The organism is Caballeronia fortuita (assembly GCF_001544835.2).
GTDB lineage: Bacteria > Pseudomonadota > Gammaproteobacteria > Burkholderiales > Burkholderiaceae > Caballeronia > Caballeronia fortuita.
Map to the genome: position 1 here is coordinate 140,681 of NZ_FCNX02000001.1, position 17,304 is coordinate 157,984.

Consider the following 17,304-nt stretch of genomic DNA (forward strand, 5'->3'; position numbering starts at 1 on the left):
CGATTCAATCGCTTGATGAAGAACGACCTGCAAGCCACATATCCGATATGCAGATTTGCACGCGCGATTTGCCGATTTGGAGCATGAAAAAAGCAGCCCGAAGGCTGCTTTCTCAAACTGCTGAACGCTTAGCGCGTTATCCGCTCAGTGCTTCGCGTGCGCCTTGCGCAGACGCTGGATCGCCGCGAGTTGAGCCGTCGCATAGGCGAGTTCCGCTTGCGCGGTCGCGTACTCGAGCTCCGAGGTGTTGTTCTGAATCGCTTCCTCGGCGCGCTTTTTCGCCTGCTCCGCCTTTGCTTCGTCGAGATCGGCGCCGCGGATGGCGGTATCGGCGAGCACGGTCACGATGCCCGGCTGGATTTCGAGAATCCCGCCAGCCACGAACACGAACTCTTCCGAGCCGTCTTCCGCCTCGATGCGCACCGCGCCCGGACGAATACGCGTGATGAGCGGCGTGTGGCCCGGCAGAATGCCGAGTTCACCCGCTTCGCCCGGCAGCGCGACGAACTTCGCCTGGCCCGAGAAGATCTGCTCTTCCGCGCTGACGACGTCTACCTTGATGGTTGCCATATGTGTCGACTCCTGGGGTCTTTGTGTCATTCGTGGACGTCAGCGCAAGGCACCAACGTCCGCCGCAAAAACACTCAGCCCTTACTGGATCTTCTTGGCCTTTTCGAAGGCTTCGTCGATCGTGCCGACCATGTAGAACGCCTGCTCCGGCAGATGATCGCATTCACCTTCTACGATCATCTTGAAGCCCCGGATGGTTTCCTTCAGCGGCACGTACTTGCCCGGCGAACCCGTGAACACTTCAGCGACGTGGAACGGCTGCGAAAGAAAGCGCTGGATCTTACGCGCGCGCGCGACCGACAGCTTGTCTTCCGGGGACAGTTCGTCCATGCCCAGAATCGCGATGATGTCGCGCAGTTCCTTGTAGCGCTGCAGCGTTTGCTGCACGCCGCGCGTGATCGAGTAGTGCTCTTCGCCGATCACGTTCGGGTCGATCTGACGCGAGGTCGAATCGAGCGGGTCCACGGCCGGATAGATACCCAGCGAAGCGATGTCACGCGACAACACGACGGTTGCGTCCAAGTGGCCGAAGGTCGTAGCCGGCGACGGGTCGGTCAAGTCATCCGCAGGGACGTACACGGCCTGAACCGACGTGATCGAGCCGGTCTTGGTCGACGTAATACGCTCTTGCAGCTTGCCCATTTCTTCAGCCAGCGTCGGCTGATAGCCCACTGCCGAAGGCATACGGCCGAGCAGTGCGGACACTTCCGTACCTGCCAGCGTGAAACGGTAGATGTTGTCGACGAAGAACAGCACGTCCAGACCTTCGTCACGGAAGTGCTCGGCCATCGTCAGACCGGTCAGCGCGACGCGCAGACGGTTGCCCGGCGGCTCGTTCATCTGGCCGTACACCAGCGCGACCTTGTCGAGAACGTTCGAGTCCTTCATTTCGTGATAGAAGTCGTTCCCTTCACGGGTACGCTCGCCAACGCCCGCGAACACGGAGTAACCGCCGTGCTCCTTCGCGATGTTGTTGATGAGTTCCATCATGTTCACGGTCTTGCCCACGCCTGCACCGCCGAACAGACCGACCTTGCCGCCCTTCGCGAACGGGCAGATCAGGTCGATGACCTTGATGCCGGTTTCGAGCAGTTCCGTCGACGGCGACAGTTCGTCGAACGCCGGTGCCTGCTGGTGGATCGAGCGCGTCGTTTCGCTGGAGATCGGACCCGCTTCGTCGATCGGACGGCCGAGCACGTCCATGATGCGGCCGAGCGTCGGCTTGCCGACCGGCACGCTGATGGGCTTGCCCGTGTTCTTGACCATCGTGCCGCGGCGCAGGCCGTCGGATGCACCCAGACAGATGGTGCGAACCACGCCGTCGCCCAGCTGCTGCTGGACTTCGAGCGTCAGTTCGGTGCCTTCCAGAATGAGCGCGTCGTAAATCTTCGGCATTTGCGCACGCGGAAATTCCACGTCGATAACGGCGCCGATGCACTGTACGATCTTGCCTTCTACCAAAGCAGTAGTACTCATCGCATTTCCTTTAGATACTGTGTTCTTTCACGCGGCCATCAGACCGCTGCGGCGCCGCCGACGATTTCCGACAATTCTTTCGTAATCGCGGCCTGGCGGCTCTTGTTGTAGACGAGCTGCAGTTCGTTGATCACGGTCTTCGCGTTGTCCGACGCGGCCTTCATCGCGACCATGCGCGCCGATTGCTCCGACGCCATGTTTTCCGCGACCGCCTGATAGACGAGCGCTTCGACGTAGCGCACGAGAAGCTCGTCCACCACGGTTTGCGCGTCCGGCTCGTAGATGTAATCCCACGAAGTCTTCGGCGTGACGCCGTCCTCGTCCTTCGCGTGAAGATCATCCACCGACAACGGCAGCAACTGCTCGATCACCGCTTCCTGCTTCATCGTGTTGATGAAGCGCGTGTACGCGAGGTACACCGCGTTGATCTTGCCTTCCGAATACAGGTCGAGCTGCACCTTGATCGCGCCGATCAGCTTTTCCAGATGCGGCGTGTCGCCCAGCTGCGTGACTTGCGAAACGACCTTGGCCTTCAGGCGATTCAGGAAGCCGAGTCCCTTGCCGCCGATCGCCGAAGCTTCGATCTGAACACCGGACTGATCCAGTTCCTTGATCTTGCTCAGCGACGCACGCAGGATGTTCGTGTTCATGCCGCCGCACAGACCTTTGTCGGTCGTGACGAGGATCAGGCCGGCCGTCTTCACGCCCTTGTTCTCGACCATGAACGGATGGCGATACTCCGGGTTCGCACGGCTCATGTGCGATGCGATTGCGCGGACCTTGTCTGCATACGGACGGGCGGAACGCATGCGCTCCTGGGCGCGACGCATCTTCGATGCGGCGACCATTTCCATTGCTTTCGTGATCTTGCGCGTGTTCTGCACGCTCTTGATCTTGCCGCGAATTTCCTTCATTCCAGCCATTGCTTACTCCTAGACCGAAGCCGCGCGGCACCTTCGGGCGCCGCGCGTTGCCTCTATATCCCGATCAATAAGCGCCCGACTTCTTGAAGTCCTTCAGCGCGGCATGCAGTGCGCCTTCGTCGTCCTTCGACAAGTCTTTGTTGTCTTCGATGCGCTTGATCAGATCGCCGTGGCTCGTCTTCAGGAATTCGCGCATGCCCTTTTCGAACGGCAGCACTTGCGAGACTTCGAGATCGTCCAGATAGCCGTTGTTGGCCGCGAACAGCGCCACCGACAGTTCCCACACTTGCAGCGGCTGATACTGCGGCTGCTTGAGCAGTTCCGTCACGCGGCGGCCGCGCTCGAGCTGCTTGCGGGTGGCTTCGTCGAGGTCCGATGCGAACTGCGCGAACGCAGCCAGCTCGCGATACTGCGCGAGGTCGGTACGGATACCGCCCGACAGCTTCTTCACGACCTTCGTCTGAGCCGCACCACCGACGCGCGACACGGACACGCCGGCGTTGATTGCCGGACGGATACCCGCGTTGAACAGGTCGGTTTCAAGGAAGATCTGGCCGTCGGTGATCGAAATCACGTTCGTCGGAACGAACGCGGTCACGTCGCCGGCTTGCGTTTCGATGACGGGCAGCGCCGTCAGCGAGCCGCTCTTGCCCTTGACTTCGCCGTTGGTGAACTTTTCGACGTACTCTTCCGAGACGCGAGCCGCGCGCTCGAGCAGACGCGAGTGCAGATAGAACACGTCACCCGGATAAGCTTCACGGCCCGGCGGGCGGCGCAGCAGCAGCGAGATCTGGCGATACGCCCACGCTTGCTTGGTCAAGTCGTCATAGACGATCAGCGCGTCCTGGCCGCGATCGCGGAAGTATTCGCCCATCGTGCAGCCGGCGTACGGCGCGAGATATTGCATCGCTGCCGATTCCGAAGCAGAAGCCGCCACGACGATGGTGTACGCCATCGCGCCGGTTTCTTCGAGCTTGCGCACCACGTTCATGATCGACGAAGCCTTCTGGCCGATCGCGACGTAGATACAGATGAGGTCCTTGCCTTTCTGGTTGATGATCGCGTCGACGGCCACCGCGGTCTTGCCGCACTGACGGTCGCCGATGATCAGCTCGCGCTGGCCACGGCCGATCGGCACCATCGAGTCGATCGACTTCAGACCCGTTTGCACCGGCTGCGACACCGACTTACGCCAGATCACGCCCGGCGCGATCTTTTCGATGGCGTCCGTTGCCTTCGCGTTGATCGGGCCTTTGCCGTCGATCGGGTTGCCGAGCGCATCGACCACGCGGCCGATGAGTTCCGGACCGACCGGCACTTCGAGAATGCGGCCCGTCGTCTTGACGATGTCGCCTTCCGAGATGTGCTCGTACTCACCGAGAATAACGGCGCCGACCGAGTCACGTTCGAGGTTCAGCGCGAGGCCGAACGTGTTGCCCGGGAATTCGAGCATTTCGCCCTGCATCACGTCCGACAGGCCGTGGATGCGCACGATACCGTCGGTCACGGAGATCACGGTGCCCTGGTTGCGAACGTCCGCGCTCGCTTCAAGGCCCTGGATCCGGCTCTTGATCAGCTCGCTGATCTCAGAGGGATTGAGTTGCATTATTCGCTCCTGATAGTCAATTCTGTTGCGTGCCAGTCATGAGACTCGGTTGACCGCATTAATTCGCAAATTAAGCGGTCAGAGCCGTCTGCATGCTGGCGAGGCGCGCGCGGACCGAGGTATCGAGCACTTCGTCGCCAACCGTCACGCGAACGCCGCCGATCAGCGACTGATCGATATCGACGATCGGTTTCAGCTTGCGCTGGAACTTGCGTTCGAGGCTTGCAACGAGGTCGTTCAACTGCTCGCCTTCGAGGGGGAACGCGCTCACGATGTGAGCATCGGCAGCACCTTCACGGGCGTTCTTCAGTTCGTCGAACTGGACGGCAATTTCCGGCAGCAGCGGCAGGCGATGGTTCTCCACCAGCATGCCGACGAAGTTCTTCGCCTGGGGCTGGCTTTGAGCCAGCGGCGACTTCACTGCGGCGAGCAGGAGATCGACGATTTGCTGGCGGCTCACCTTCGGGCTCGAAGCGACCGATTCCACTTCGGGCAGACGCGCAACCTGTGCCAGCTCCTCGACGAAGGTGGACCAGCCCGCGAGATCGCCGGTTTCGGCCACGCGGAACAGCGCTTCTGCGTAAGGACGGGCGATGGTTGCAAGTTCGGCCATGATCAGAGCTCGGTTTTGAGTTGATTCAGCAGATCGGCGTGTGCCTTCTGATCGACTTCGCGCTTGAGAATCTGCTCAGCGCCTTTCACGGCCAGCGCCGCGACTTCGCCACGCAGCGCTTCGCGAGCCTTCACGATTTGCTGGTCGGCGTCGGCTTTCGCTTGCGCGACGATGCGCGCGGCTTCGGCCTGAGCGTTTGCCTTGATTTCTTCTGCGACCGCGGCGGCGCGCTTTTCAGCGTCGGCGATGCGTTGCTGGCCGTCGTTGCGCGCTTGCGCGAGTTCCTGGTCGACGCGCTTGTGCGCAGCTTCGAGTTCCGCTTTGCCCTTGTCGGCGGCGGCGAGGCCGTCGGCAATCTTCTTCGAGCGCTCGTCGAGGGCGTTGATCAACGGCGGCCACACGAACTTCATCGTGAACCACGCGAGGATCAGAAACACGACCATTTGCGCAAACAGGGTTGCGTTGAGATTCACGGTGTTTCCTTAAACGTTGCTTGATCGGAGGTGAAACGGTTAAAAGGCGCTCATCGGCTTGTTGAGCTCGATCAGCGCCTCACCCGTTCCGTTCAGCGTCTTTAAAAAGTCAGACGCACACTTCCGAGGAACCTCAGCCTGCGAGCTTCGAGAGCAGCGGGTTCGCGAACGCAAACAGCATTGCCACACCAACGCCGATCAGGAACGCCGCGTCGATCAGACCAGCCAGCAGGAACATCTTGGTCTGCAGCGGGTTCATCAGTTCCGGCTGGCGGGCGCATGCTTCGATGTACTTGCCGCCCATCAGACCGATACCGATACAGGCGCCGATTGCACCCAGGCCGATGATGATGCCGATACCGATGGCGGTCAGACCCTGGATGTTGGCGATGAAAGCTTGCATGATCACTCCTTTGATTAAAGACTTTGGAACTGGATTTATAAAAAACGAAAACCTAAAACCTGAACGATTCCGGAACGTGCCGCAACGCGTCAGTGCGAGTCATGCGCCTGGCCGATATACACCAGCGTCAGCATCATGAAAATGAACGCCTGCAACAGCACGATCAGAATGTGGAAGATCGCCCAAACCGTGCCCGCGACCACATGGCCGATGAAGCCGAGCACGGAAGCGTCCGCACCGAACGTCCACATGCTGCCCAGAAGCGCTATCAGCAGGAACAGCAGTTCGCCTGCGTACATGTTGCCGAACAGCCGCATGCCGAGCGAAACCGTCTTGGCGACGAACTCGATGATGTTCAGCGCGAGGTTCGGAATCCACAGCAGCGGATGCGCGCCGAACGGAGCGGACAGCAGTTCGTGCACGAAGCCGCCGGCGCCCTTGATCTTGAAGTTGTAGTAGATCATCAGCACGAACACGCCGAGCGCGATGCCGATGGTGCCGTTCAGATCGGCCGTCGGCACGATGCGATGATGCGGCAGGACGTTTTCGAGACCGAGCCAGCCGATGATTCGGCCCGGCAGATCCACCGGGATGAAGTCGAGCGAGTTCATCAGGGCGACCCAGACGAACACGGTCAGCGCGAGCGGAGCGATGAAGCGGCGGCTGCCGTGGATCATCGACTTCGACTGGTCTTCGACCATCTCGACCAGCATCTCGATAGCGCACTGGAAACGGCCGGGAACACCGGACGTCGCCTTACGCGCCGCGAGGCCGAGAATGACGATGGTGAGGACGCCGCATACGATCGACCAGAACAGCGTGTCGAGATTCCAGACGTGAATGTCGAAGATCGACGTCTGCGCGTGCGTGGAAAGATTCTGCAAGTGGTGCGCAATGTACTCGGACGGATCCAGAGCGTGCGTTCCTTCGCTAGCTGCCATATCGTTAAAGCCACCCAAATTGTCAAAAATCTTTCGCCGCCTGTCGTCTCCGAGCCGCCGCTTCGCGTTGCGGCTCCGGGTCGAGAGGCCCGAGTGCGGAACGTGGCCCGCACCTGTTCATATGTGATGCTACTTGCAACTCGTACCGCGGACACTTACCTGGGACGTCAAGAATCGTTACCGTAAAGCCATGGCAACCCAGTAAGTCTTCAAAGCGACGATGTACGTGACGAGCAGCGGCAGCCACAACGCGCTCTTGTACCAGTACGCGACCGCCACGAACATGGCGATCGTCGCTCCCATCTTCAGCGCCTCGCCGATCATCCAGCTCATGATCGTCTCCGCGCCGCTCTTCGCCTTCAGGCGCGCGGCGAACAGAGCGCTCGGCACCCAGCAGATTGCTCCCCCCAGAAATGCGGACAGCGCAGCATCGCCCGGCGGCTTGTAGAACAGCCACCACAACAGCGTCGCACCCAGGGACAAAACCATTTGCGCTGCCACCACCTTGAACGGCGTGACACGCGATGGACGACTCACCTCGGGCCCAAACAGCTTCTGTGCCTGGTCCCGCGTGAGCGGAACGATATTGTTATCTTGCGCCTCGGCATCCCACGATTCGCTCGACGAACTGCGCGGCTGATTTCCGGAGGCCTTTGCATCGCCGGTTGCGTGAGCGTTCGGCGCTCGATTTTTCTCTCGCACCGTCTTCCAACCTTCAACCAAAAGTCCGGGGAAAATCACCCTGCGCTTTCGCTGCGCTTTCGAGGTGGCCTAGCTGATAAATCCGGGCGATTGTAAGCGATTGTTGTCGCGGATTCAATAGTTTAGGTGCGTCAAAAACCAAGCAGACGAACCTTAAAAATCGGTCTCGAAAGCGAGACTTTTCTTGCAATTGCAAGGAGATTCTCAGGCGTTCCAAAAGCACTTCCCGACGATCAGACGAGCGCCCAACCGACCACCATCGCCACGATCCAGAACGGTATCGAGACCAAGTGGAACGGCTTCCACATGCCCTTCTCGCCCGACAACCTCACGGCGATGAGATTGGCCAGCGAGCCGATCGCGAAGCCGAAACCGCCGACGCTCACGCCGAACGCGAGCGCGCGCCAGTCCTTCGAGAACTCCGCGAGCACGATTGCCGCGGGTACGTTGCTAATCGCCTGGGACAGCAGGGCGCCGGCCGCATATGCGCGCGTCGGCGTATCGATGCCGATCTGCGCGATGCCCGCGTGAATCGACGGCAACGCTGCCGCGCTGCGCAACACGATGAACATCAGCACGAAGATGAGCAGCAGCAGCCAGTCGATCTCGAAGACCACCTCGCGATGCCACGACAGAAAAACGAGCGCGAGGACGGCGAGCGCGGGACCGGCATGATGAGCATCGGCGAGCGCGACGAACGCGGCGAATGCCAGCACGCTCACGCCGCACAGCACGCGATCGACGCGATGCGCTTCGACATCGCCCGAAAGATCGAGCGGCTTGGCTTGGAACATCGCGAATGTCACGATGCCGAGCAGCGCCATCAACGCGGCGCACAGCGGCAGCATCGCCCAAACGAACGCCCCGAAACCGACGCCGCCCGTCTGCCAGAGAAACAGGTTTTGTGGATTGCCGAGCGGCGTGAGGATCGAGCCGGCATTGACCGATAGTGCGATCACGATGACGAGCCGCTTGATCGGCAGAGGCGCCAGCTTGTTCAACGACAATGCGAGCGGCACGACCGCGAATAGCGCGACATCGTTGGTCAGCACGGTCGACAGGCCCGCCGCAAGCGCCACCAGCAGCAGCGCCAGCGTGCGCTCGCCATGAATGTGATGCACGAGCCGGTGAGCGGCCCACATCAGGAATCCTGATAATTCGATCGCCTTGGTCAGGATCAGAAGGCCGGCGAGCGTGAGGACCGTCTGCCAGTCGACGAGACCGGGCAGTGAAACCAGAGGACGCGGATGCGCGATTTGCAGCACGACGAGCGCGACGACGAGAATCGCGAGAACCGGCTCTTTCGAGACGGCTCTCCAGATGCGCGCGAGAAAGTCGGAACGTGTGCGTTTGGCGTCGAATTCGGGCAAGATGCGCGCGTATCAGGCGGACGCAGCGGGCGTTTCGATGCTGCCGCGCAATTTCGTGAGGATGCCTTCGAGCGAATCCAGATTGCCGAAGTCGATCGTGACCTTGCCGCGCCCTCGTCCGCCGAGCTTGATCTTCACGTTGGCCGCCAACAGGTCCGACAACTCTTCTTCGAGACGGCGCGTATCGCGTCCGCCGTCGTTTGCTGCACGTGCCTTGGTCGCGGGCGCTTCCTTTGTCGTGGCGGCGACAAGGCGTTCCGTTTCACGCACCGACAGACGGCGATTCACGACGTGATTGGCAAGCTGGATTTGCGTCGCGGCATCGACGGCGAGCAGCGCGCGGGCGTGGCCCATGTCGAGATCGCCGGCGAGGAGCATCGTCTGGACGGGCGTCGCAAGATTTAGAAGACGCAGCAGATTCGAGACCGCGCTGCGCGAGCGTCCGACCGACTCGGCCGCCTGTTCGTGCGTGAAGCTGAACTCATCGAGCAGACGCTGGATGCCTTGCGCCTCTTCCAGTGGATTCAGATCTTCGCGCTGAATGTTTTCGATCAGCGCCATCGCGGCGGCCGCCTGATCTGGCACGTTTTTTACGAGCACGGGAACTTCGTCGAGACCGGCGAGGCGTGCCGCACGGAAACGCCGCTCGCCCGCGATGATCTCGTAGTGCTCGTCGCCGACCGAGCGCACCAAAATCGGTTGCATCAGGCCTTGCGCGCGGATGCTTGCTGCAAGCTCCTGAAGCGCGCCCTCGTCCATGCGCGTTCGCGGTTGATACTTGCCCGCCTGCAACTTGTCGAGCGGCAACACGGAGGGCGTGCCTTCACCGCGCACGGCTTCCGTAATGTCGACGCTGCCGCCGAGCAACGCATCCAGACCTCGGCCCAAACCCTTCTTCTTCATCACAGCGCTCATTTCGGTTCCTCCATCGGCGTTCCGTGCCGCATCGAATGGGTTTGTTTAGTTCACGTTGAGCGCACGCACGCGCTCGATCATTTCATTGCCGAACTGGATATATGCCTGCGCGCCGCGCGATGACTTGTCGAACACGACGCCCGGCAGCCCGTAGCTCGGCGCCTCGGCGAGACGCACATTCCGCGGGATCACGACATCGAACAGCTTGCTGCCGAAGTGTTCCTTCAATTGATCCGACACTTGTTGCTGCAGCGTAATTCGGGGATCGAACATGACGCGAAGAAGACCAATCACCTTCAAGTCGCGGTTCAGGTTCGCGTGAACCTGCTTGATCGTGTTCACGAGGTCCGACAAACCTTCCAGCGCGAAGTATTCGCATTGCATCGGAATCACCACACCATGTGCTGCGCACAACGCGTTCAACGTCAGCAGCGATAGTGCCGGAGGGCAATCGATCAGTACGAAGTCATAGTCATCAACTACTTCCTCGATGGCAGCCCGGAGAATGCGCTCGCGATTTTCCATGTCCACGAGTTCGACCTCGGCACCTGCGAGCTCGCGGTTTGCCGGCAGGACGTCATAGCCGACGGCTTCCGGACGCGTACGGGCTTCGCGCAGTGTGACGCCATCGACGAGCACTTCATAGACCGTGTTTTCACATGCCGACTTGTCGATGCCGCTGCCCATCGTCGCGTTACCCTGCGGATCCAGGTCGATCAGCAGCACACGTTGGCCGAGTCCCGCGAGACTCGCCGCGAGATTGACCGCCGTGGTGGTCTTTCCAACGCCGCCCTTCTGATTTGCGACGCAGAAGATTTTTGCCATCGTTTAGTGTCCTCGTTTCTTCGCTGTCAGAAGATCAGCGTGTCTGGAATGCCGGATGGAAACCTTACGGCGGACTGTCATATCGGTTCGACAGCGATTTCGACGAGATGCCGCTCCGCGTCGAGCATCGGCACGCTCAGGCGCTCGATGCCAAGCACCGTGGCGCCCGGCGGCACGCGGGCGGCTTCCGCGTCGGGCTTTACACCCTTCATCGCGAGAATCCTTCCATTGTCCGCAACCAGATGACGCGAAAGTGTAACGAAATCGGAAAGTTCTGCGAATGCGCGCGACACGATTACATCGAATTTTCCAGGGACTTCAATGCCCGGACGTAAACTTTCGACACGTCCGGTCACGATCGACAAATTAGTCAGACCTAGCTGAGCTTTTGCCTGCGACTGAAAAGCGGTTTTCTTGTGAACAATGTCGTTCAATGTGACGCGCAATTCAGGCAGCGCGATCGCCAGCACGATGCCGGGAAGTCCGCCGCCCGATCCGACGTCCAGCGCGGTCGCTGGCTTACGGACTGACACGGCAGGCACGATTGCCAGCGAATCCAGAATATGCTGAGTAAGCATTTGCTGCGGATCGCGGATAGCCGTCAGGTTGTAGACGGAGTTCCACTTGGCAAGAAGCGCCACGTAATCGAGCAACTTCTGACTATGCGATTCAGACAGCGTCAGTCCGAGTTCAGCGACGCCCTTCTCGAGTGTCGTCGACAGGAGATAGTTGCGTTCGGTCATTGAACTGCCGTCGAATTGCCGCTGGCCGAGTCATCGCCGGATGCATTACGGCCGCGTCGACCGGCGCCACGCTTCAGATGAACCATGAGTAGCGAAATCGCAGCCGGCGTGATCCCCGAAATACGCGACGCTTGGCCGATGGTCTCGGGACGATGCTGCATCAGCTTCTGGCGAGCTTCGAAAGAAAGACCACGGACTTCGTTGTAATCAAGCGCAGCGGGGAGGCGGGTGTTTTCTTGCGCACCGTTCCGGACGATTTCGTCTGCCTGCCGGTCGATGTAACCTTGGTACTTCACGCCGATCTCAATCTGTTCCTTGATCTGCGTCAGTAAAACTGCATCGTCGGCCAACGGTGTTTCAGGGCCGCACGCGCCATCGCGGAGGGTGCATATTCCATCGTAGGAAACGCCGGGGCGGCGCAACAGGTCGGCAAGGCTATATTCGTGATCGATGGGCTTGCCGAGCAGGGCCGTCGCCTCTTCCGCCGGCAAGGTCTTCGGATTAACCCAAGTCGTGCGAAGGCGCTCTGTTTCACGTGAAACAGCATCGCGCTTTCGGCTAAACGCGTCCCAACGGACATCATCGATGACGCCCAACTCACGTCCGACCTCTGTCAAACGCATGTCCGCATTGTCTTCCCGCAGCGATAGACGATACTCCGCACGGCTCGTGAACATCCGATACGGCTCCGACACGCCACGCGTCACGAGATCGTCGACGAGTACGCCGAGATAAGCCTGATCGCGGCGCGGCGACCACGCATCCTTCCCTTGCACCTGAAGTCCGGCGTTGATTCCTGCCAGCAAGCCCTGCGCAGCCGCTTCTTCATAACCCGTCGTACCGTTTATTTGGCCCGCAAAGAACAGGCCGTTGATCGCTTTCGTTTCGAGCGACGCCTTCAGCGCACGCGGATCGAAGTAGTCGTATTCGATCGCATAGCCCGGACGCAGAATATGCGCGTGCTTTAGACCGCGCATCGAGCGGACCAGATCGAGCTGGACATCGAAGGGAAGGCTCGTCGAAATGCCGTTCGGATAAAACTCGTTCGTCGTCAGCCCTTCCGGCTCCAAAAAGATCTGATGCGCATCCTTCGAGGCAAAGCGATGAATCTTGTCCTCGATCGACGGGCAATAGCGCGGTCCAACGCCTTCGATCACGCCGGTGTACATCGGCGAGCGGTCCAGCCCGGATCGGATAATGTCGTGCGTCTGCGCGTTCGTATGCGTGACCCAGCACGGCAACTGACGCGGATGCTGCTCAACGCGTCCAAGGAACGAGAACACCGGGATTGGATCGAGGTCGCCTGGCTGTTCTTCGAGCTTCGAGAAATCGATTGTGCGCCCGTCGATACGCGGCGGCGTGCCAGTCTTCAACCGTCCCTGCGGTAACTTCAGTTCCTTGAGCCGAGCCGAAAGCGATACGGCTGCCGGATCGCCCGCGCGTCCGCCCACGTAGTTGTTGAGGCCGACATGAATCTTCCCGTCGAGGAATGTCCCGGCGGTCAGTACGACAGCGCGCGCACGAAAACGCAGTCCGACCTGCGTCACAGCGCCGACAACGCGATCGCCCTCAACCATCAAATCATCGACTGCCTGCTGGAACAGCCACAGATTTGGCTGATTCTCGAGCCGATGACGGATCGCCTGCTTGTACAAAATTCGATCTGCCTGAGCGCGGGTCGCCCGAACAGCAGGTCCCTTCGACGAATTGAGGATGCGGAACTGGATCCCTGATTCGTCCGTGGCAGCCGCCATCGCACCGCCAAGGGCATCGACTTCCTTGACGAGATGGCCTTTGCCAATGCCGCCAATCGACGGATTGCAGCTCATCTGGCCGAGCGTCTCGATGTTATGCGTCAGAAGCAGCGTCTTGCAGCCCATTCTGGCCGACGCAAGCGCGGCTTCGGTGCCTGCGTGACCGCCACCGACGACAATCACATCAAATTCTGTGGGATAAAGCATTGAGATCTCGTGTGCGAACGACACGAACCTGAGAGAAGATAGCTTCGAATTATAACGGTTTCCTTCCGCACTCGAATTCGGCAGATCAACCGAAGCAAAAAAATGGCGTGTTTCACGTGAAACACGCCATCGCTGAGAGCGGAGAGTGTCGCGTCTATGCGACTTTTTTTGTCAAGCCAAGGTAGGTCTCGATGACTTGCGGATCATGCTGGAGGGCGTTGGCATTGCCTTCGAGTGCAAACTCGCCCGTCTCAAGAACATATCCGTAGTCCGAGATCTGCAGCGCAGCCCGCGCGTTTTGCTCAATCAGCAAGGTCGCGACACCCGTCTGCCGGAGCGCACTGATGATGTGAAAGATCTCTTTAACGATCAGCGGGGCAAGTCCAAGGCTCGGTTCGTCGAGCATGAGAACCTGAGGCTTTCCCATCAACGCGCGCCCCACGGCCAGCATCTGGCGTTCTCCGCCCGACAACGTTCCAGCCGCCTGCTTTCGACGTTCCTTCAGTCGGGGAAAGAGCTGGAACACGTGATCGAGCTGATCGAGATAGTTGCGCTCGCCCGCCTTCTTCCGACGATAGGCGCCAAGGACCAGATTGTCCTCGACCGCCATCGTCGCGAACAATTCGCGCTTCTCCGGTACAAGACACATTCCACGTGACACCCGGCGCTCGATCGCCAACGCGGAAATTTCATCGCCGAGATAACGCACGCTGCCCTTTGCGTGTCCCGTTTGGGGCAAGGCGCCCATGATCGCGTTGAGTAAGGTCGACTTCCCTGCTCCGTTCGGTCCGATCACGGAGACGATCTGCCCCGCCCCAACGGTCAGCTTCCCGTCGTGCAGCGCCTCCACTTTGCCATAGCGCACTGACAAGCCTTCGACCGTCAGAATCGGATTAGCGACTGCGTTCGATTCTTTCGACATCATTCCACTCCGCCCAAGTATGCTTCGAGAACCGCGGGATCTTTTTGTACCTCGGTGGGAAGTCCCTCTGCGATTTTGGTGCCGAACTCCATCGCCACTAGCCGATCGGTTAGATTCATCACGAAGTCCATATCGTGCTCAACCAGAAGCACGCTCATTCCTTCCGCGCGCAGCTTGCGAAGCAAATCGGCGAGTTGCAGCTTTTCCTGGTAACGCAGACCCGCAGCCGGTTCATCCAGAAGCAGCAGCGTCGGATCGCAGCAGAGCGCACGTGCGATTTCAAGAATCCGCTGCTGACCAAGCGCGAGACTGCCGGCCTCGCTATAAATATGTTTCTCAAGCCCAACGCGTTTGATTTGCTTCGCAGCTTCGGCCATCAATCGCGCCTCTTCCGCGGCGTTCAACCGCACGACGCTGCGCCACACGCCCGTTTTGCCTCGCAGATGGGCACCAATCGCAACGTTCTCCAGCACGGTCATCCCCGGCAGCATCTTGACGTGTTGAAACGTACGGCCGATTCCGCGCTTGACAATTTCTCGCGAGGTCAGCTTCTCAATGCGCTCGCCGTGGAAGCTGATCGCGCCGCTCGTTGCCTGAAGCACGCCAGTCACGAGATTGAACGTCGTCGACTTGCCTGCGCCGTTCGGACCGATCAGTCCGATGATCTCGCCCGCATTGACCTCGAAACTCACATCATTGACCGCGACAAGTCCGCCGAACTGCTTGCGCGCCTTATCGACGACGAGCAAGCGCTCGCCAGCCGCTGGTTTGCTGCGCTGCGGAAAATTTTCGCCATTTTCCGGCACGTGTGCTCGCGGGCCGCGCGGGAAGATACGCGCCACGAAGGGCCACACGCCCTGCCGCGCATACTGAAGCAACAGCACCATCACCACACCGAAAACGATGATCTCAAAATTGCCGTTCGCGCCGATGAGCTTCGGCAGCAGCGTCTGCAGGTAATCCTGTAGAACGGTGAGAATCGTCGCGCCGAGAATCGCACCCCAGACATGCGAAACGCCGCCAACCACTGCCATGAACAGGAATTCGATGCCGTGATTCAGCCCGAACGGCGTCGGATTCACTGCGCGCTGCAGGTGTGCGTACAGGAAGCCCGAAATCGCTGCCAGAACCGCCGCGTAGATGAAGATGACCACGCGCATCCACGCGGTGTTGACGCCCATCGCTTCGGCCATCGTGCCGCCGCCGCGCAGCGCGCGGATCGCCCGGCCCGGTCGACTATTAAGCAGATTCTGAACAGAGATCACCGCAAGCAGCACGACGACCCAGATCAGGTAGTAGATGCTGCGGCCCGATTCGAGCTCCCACCCGAACACGCTCAGGACCGGAATGCCGTTGATGCCGTCGTACTTGCCGAGCAACTCCATGTTGCCGAAAAGGTAGAACAGCGACAGTCCCCACGCAATCGTGCCGAGCGGCAGGAAGTGCCCGGAAAGCCGCATCGTGATGAGGCCGAGCAACAGTGCGATGAACGCCGTCAGCACGACGCCCGCGATTAGCGCGAGCCATGGCGACACCCCGTAGCGCGTTGTCAGGAAAGCCGTCGCATACGCGCCCACGCCGACGAACGCGGCCTGCCCGAAGCTCGTCATCCCTCCGATACCCGTCAGCAGCACAAGCCCGATCGCGACGATCGAGTAGAGGCCGATGTAGTTCAGCAGCGTGATCCAGTACTCGGGCACGGCGACCGGTCCCGGCAGAATCGGCAACGCGAAAACGATCAGCAGAAAGATCCAGAAAGAGCGGAATTTCATCGGCTTACTCCTCGTCCTCGTCCGAATGCGGGCTCGCCAGGCTTCGCCACAGCAGGACCGGAATAATCAATGTGAAGACGATCACCTCCTTGTACGCGCTCGCCCAGAACGACGAATACGATTCGAGCAGACCGACCAGGATCGAGCCTGCCGCCGCGAGCGGATAGCTCACCAGACCGCCGACGATCGCGCCCACGAAACCCTTCAGGCCGATCAAAAAGCCCGAGTCGTAGTAGATCGTCGTGATCGGCGCGACGAGCACGCCGCACAACGCGCCGAGGCCCGCTGCAAGCGTGAACGCGAGACGCCCTGCCTGCGTCGTGCCGATGCCCACGAGCCGCGCGCCAAGCCGGTTCACGGACGTCGCGCGCAGCGCCTTGCCTGAGATCGAGCGATCGAAGTAGAAGTAGAGCGCGACGATCAGCACGACCGCCGTCCCCACGACCCACAAGCTCTGCCCGGAAATCGACACGCTGCCGAGATTGAACGTGGCATCGGAGAATGCTGTCGTGCGCGAGCCCTCCGCGCCGAACATGACGAGGCCGAGACCGACCATCGCGAAATGCACCGCCACCGCGACGATCAGCAGCAACAGCGTGCTCGCCTCAGCGATCGGCTCATACGCGAGGCGATAGACGAACGGCCCCATCGGCACGACGATCAACAACGTCAGCGCAATCTGCGCGATCATCGGCAGAGGTTGCGCGAAAACGGCCTGCGTGATGCCCCACACCGCAACAGGAAACAGCAGATACTTGCCCGCCAGAATGGCAAGCAAACGGCCGATCTGGTGATATCGCGCAGGATGCCGAACAATGCCGGCAATTTCAGCGACGAAGCAGCCGACGCCCATCGCGATGAGCAGATAGCAGGTAGCGGGCAATTTCTGCGTCTGCAACGCGGCCAGCGTGAGCGCGCCATACGCAACGAACTCGCCCTGCGGAATGAAAATGACGCGTGTCACGGAGAACACGAGCACCAGAGCGAGCGCGAGCAAGGCGTAGATCGCGCCCGTGGTGATCCCGTCCTGCGCGAGGATCGCCGCAATCGATAAGTCCATACTTCCTCTTCGGAGCTTGCACGAAACAT

The 17,304-nt window shown here is 60.2% G+C and carries 17 protein-coding genes; all 17 read right to left on the reverse strand.

Annotated features, from left to right (window positions below; all coding sequences use genetic code 11):
* Positions 1–144: 144 nt before the first annotated feature.
* Positions 145–570: a F0F1 ATP synthase subunit epsilon gene (locus tag AWB77_RS00655; protein ID WP_029672474.1), complete on the reverse strand. Its 426-nt coding sequence runs from the start codon at positions 568–570 to the stop codon at positions 145–147.
* Between the two features lie 81 nt (positions 571–651).
* Positions 652–2,046 carry a F0F1 ATP synthase subunit beta gene (gene atpD, locus AWB77_RS00660; RefSeq protein ID WP_061132486.1) on the reverse strand — a complete coding sequence of 465 codons (1,395 nt, stop codon included), beginning with the start codon at positions 2,044–2,046 and terminating at the stop codon, positions 652–654.
* 38 nt (positions 2,047–2,084) lie between these two features.
* Positions 2,085–2,969 (reverse strand): F0F1 ATP synthase subunit gamma, encoded by an 885-nt coding sequence (gene atpG, locus AWB77_RS00665; RefSeq protein ID WP_061132487.1) that lies wholly within the window; start codon positions 2,967–2,969, stop codon positions 2,085–2,087.
* A gap of 64 nt (positions 2,970–3,033) precedes the next feature.
* Positions 3,034–4,575: a F0F1 ATP synthase subunit alpha gene (atpA, locus tag AWB77_RS00670; RefSeq protein ID WP_061122080.1), complete on the reverse strand. Its 1,542-nt coding sequence runs from the start codon at positions 4,573–4,575 to the stop codon at positions 3,034–3,036.
* Between the two features lie 70 nt (positions 4,576–4,645).
* The gene (locus AWB77_RS00675) at positions 4,646–5,188 is read right to left on the reverse strand and encodes a F0F1 ATP synthase subunit delta (RefSeq protein WP_061132488.1); all 543 of its coding nucleotides are present in this window, start codon (positions 5,186–5,188) and stop codon (positions 4,646–4,648) included.
* Between the two features lie 2 nt (positions 5,189–5,190).
* Complete coding sequence (locus tag AWB77_RS00680; RefSeq protein ID WP_008352476.1) at positions 5,191–5,661, reverse strand: F0F1 ATP synthase subunit B; 471 nt, start codon at positions 5,659–5,661, stop codon at positions 5,191–5,193.
* Between the two features lie 133 nt (positions 5,662–5,794).
* Positions 5,795–6,064, reverse strand: coding sequence for a F0F1 ATP synthase subunit C (gene atpE, locus AWB77_RS00685; RefSeq protein WP_007180033.1), 270 nt, complete (start codon positions 6,062–6,064; stop codon positions 5,795–5,797).
* An 89-nt stretch (positions 6,065–6,153) separates the two neighbouring features.
* The gene (atpB, locus tag AWB77_RS00690) at positions 6,154–7,005 is read right to left on the reverse strand and encodes a F0F1 ATP synthase subunit A (protein WP_061132489.1); all 852 of its coding nucleotides are present in this window, start codon (positions 7,003–7,005) and stop codon (positions 6,154–6,156) included.
* 177 nt (positions 7,006–7,182) lie between these two features.
* Complete coding sequence (locus tag AWB77_RS00695; RefSeq protein ID WP_244158375.1) at positions 7,183–7,746, reverse strand: ATP synthase subunit I; 564 nt, start codon at positions 7,744–7,746, stop codon at positions 7,183–7,185.
* A 194-nt stretch (positions 7,747–7,940) separates the two neighbouring features.
* Positions 7,941–9,077 carry an SLC13 family permease gene (locus AWB77_RS00700; RefSeq protein ID WP_061132490.1) on the reverse strand — a complete coding sequence of 379 codons (1,137 nt, stop codon included), beginning with the start codon at positions 9,075–9,077 and terminating at the stop codon, positions 7,941–7,943.
* Between the two features lie 12 nt (positions 9,078–9,089).
* Entirely contained in the window at positions 9,090–9,992 is a 903-nt protein-coding gene (locus tag AWB77_RS00705; protein ID WP_061132491.1) for a ParB/RepB/Spo0J family partition protein, read from the reverse strand.
* 45 nt (positions 9,993–10,037) lie between these two features.
* Positions 10,038–10,817 (reverse strand): ParA family protein, encoded by a 780-nt coding sequence (locus tag AWB77_RS00710; RefSeq protein ID WP_061132492.1) that lies wholly within the window; start codon positions 10,815–10,817, stop codon positions 10,038–10,040.
* Between the two features lie 77 nt (positions 10,818–10,894).
* On the reverse strand, positions 10,895–11,560 hold the full coding sequence (gene rsmG / locus AWB77_RS00715) for a 16S rRNA (guanine(527)-N(7))-methyltransferase RsmG (RefSeq protein ID WP_061132493.1): 666 nt from the start codon (positions 11,558–11,560) through the stop codon (positions 10,895–10,897).
* Positions 11,557–13,521 (reverse strand): tRNA uridine-5-carboxymethylaminomethyl(34) synthesis enzyme MnmG, encoded by a 1,965-nt coding sequence (gene mnmG, locus AWB77_RS00720; protein ID WP_061133093.1) that lies wholly within the window; start codon positions 13,519–13,521, stop codon positions 11,557–11,559. Before mnmG ends, rsmG begins: the two co-directional genes overlap by 4 nt.
* A 154-nt stretch (positions 13,522–13,675) precedes the next feature.
* The gene (locus AWB77_RS00725; protein WP_061133094.1) at positions 13,676–14,443 is read right to left on the reverse strand and encodes an ABC transporter ATP-binding protein; all 768 of its coding nucleotides are present in this window, start codon (positions 14,441–14,443) and stop codon (positions 13,676–13,678) included.
* On the reverse strand, positions 14,443–16,215 hold the full coding sequence (locus AWB77_RS00730; RefSeq protein ID WP_061132494.1) for a branched-chain amino acid ABC transporter ATP-binding protein/permease: 1,773 nt from the start codon (positions 16,213–16,215) through the stop codon (positions 14,443–14,445). The genes AWB77_RS00725 and AWB77_RS00730 overlap by 1 nt, the downstream gene beginning before the upstream one ends.
* A 4-nt stretch (positions 16,216–16,219) precedes the next feature.
* A complete protein-coding gene (locus AWB77_RS00735) occupies positions 16,220–17,275 on the reverse strand; it encodes a branched-chain amino acid ABC transporter permease (protein ID WP_061132495.1) in 1,056 nt (351 codons plus the stop codon).
* Positions 17,276–17,304: the final 29 nt, after the last annotated feature.

Coding starts and splice junctions, on each gene's coding strand:
- AWB77_RS00655 (WP_029672474.1), bottom strand. CDS start 570: ATGGCAACCATCAAGGTAGACGTCGTCAGCGCGGAAGAGCAGATCTTC.
- atpD (WP_061132486.1), bottom strand. CDS start 2,046: ATGAGTACTACTGCTTTGGTAGAAGGCAAGATCGTACAGTGCATCGGC.
- atpG (WP_061132487.1), bottom strand. CDS start 2,969: ATGGCTGGAATGAAGGAAATTCGCGGCAAGATCAAGAGCGTGCAGAAC.
- atpA (WP_061122080.1), bottom strand. CDS start 4,575: ATGCAACTCAATCCCTCTGAGATCAGCGAGCTGATCAAGAGCCGGATC.
- AWB77_RS00675 (WP_061132488.1), bottom strand. CDS start 5,188: ATGGCCGAACTTGCAACCATCGCCCGTCCTTACGCAGAAGCGCTGTTC.
- atpE (WP_007180033.1), bottom strand. CDS start 6,064: ATGCAAGCTTTCATCGCCAACATCCAGGGTCTGACCGCCATCGGTATC.
- atpB (WP_061132489.1), bottom strand. CDS start 7,005: ATGGCAGCTAGCGAAGGAACGCACGCTCTGGATCCGTCCGAGTACATT.
- AWB77_RS00705 (WP_061132491.1), bottom strand. CDS start 9,992: ATGAGCGCTGTGATGAAGAAGAAGGGTTTGGGCCGAGGTCTGGATGCG.
- AWB77_RS00710 (WP_061132492.1), bottom strand. CDS start 10,817: ATGGCAAAAATCTTCTGCGTCGCAAATCAGAAGGGCGGCGTTGGAAAG.
- rsmG (WP_061132493.1), bottom strand. CDS start 11,560: ATGACCGAACGCAACTATCTCCTGTCGACGACACTCGAGAAGGGCGTC.
- mnmG (WP_061133093.1), bottom strand. CDS start 13,521: ATGCTTTATCCCACAGAATTTGATGTGATTGTCGTCGGTGGCGGTCAC.
- AWB77_RS00725 (WP_061133094.1), bottom strand. CDS start 14,443: ATGTCGAAAGAATCGAACGCAGTCGCTAATCCGATTCTGACGGTCGAA.
- AWB77_RS00730 (WP_061132494.1), bottom strand. CDS start 16,215: ATGAAATTCCGCTCTTTCTGGATCTTTCTGCTGATCGTTTTCGCGTTG.
- AWB77_RS00735 (WP_061132495.1), bottom strand. CDS start 17,275: ATGGACTTATCGATTGCGGCGATCCTCGCGCAGGACGGGATCACCACG.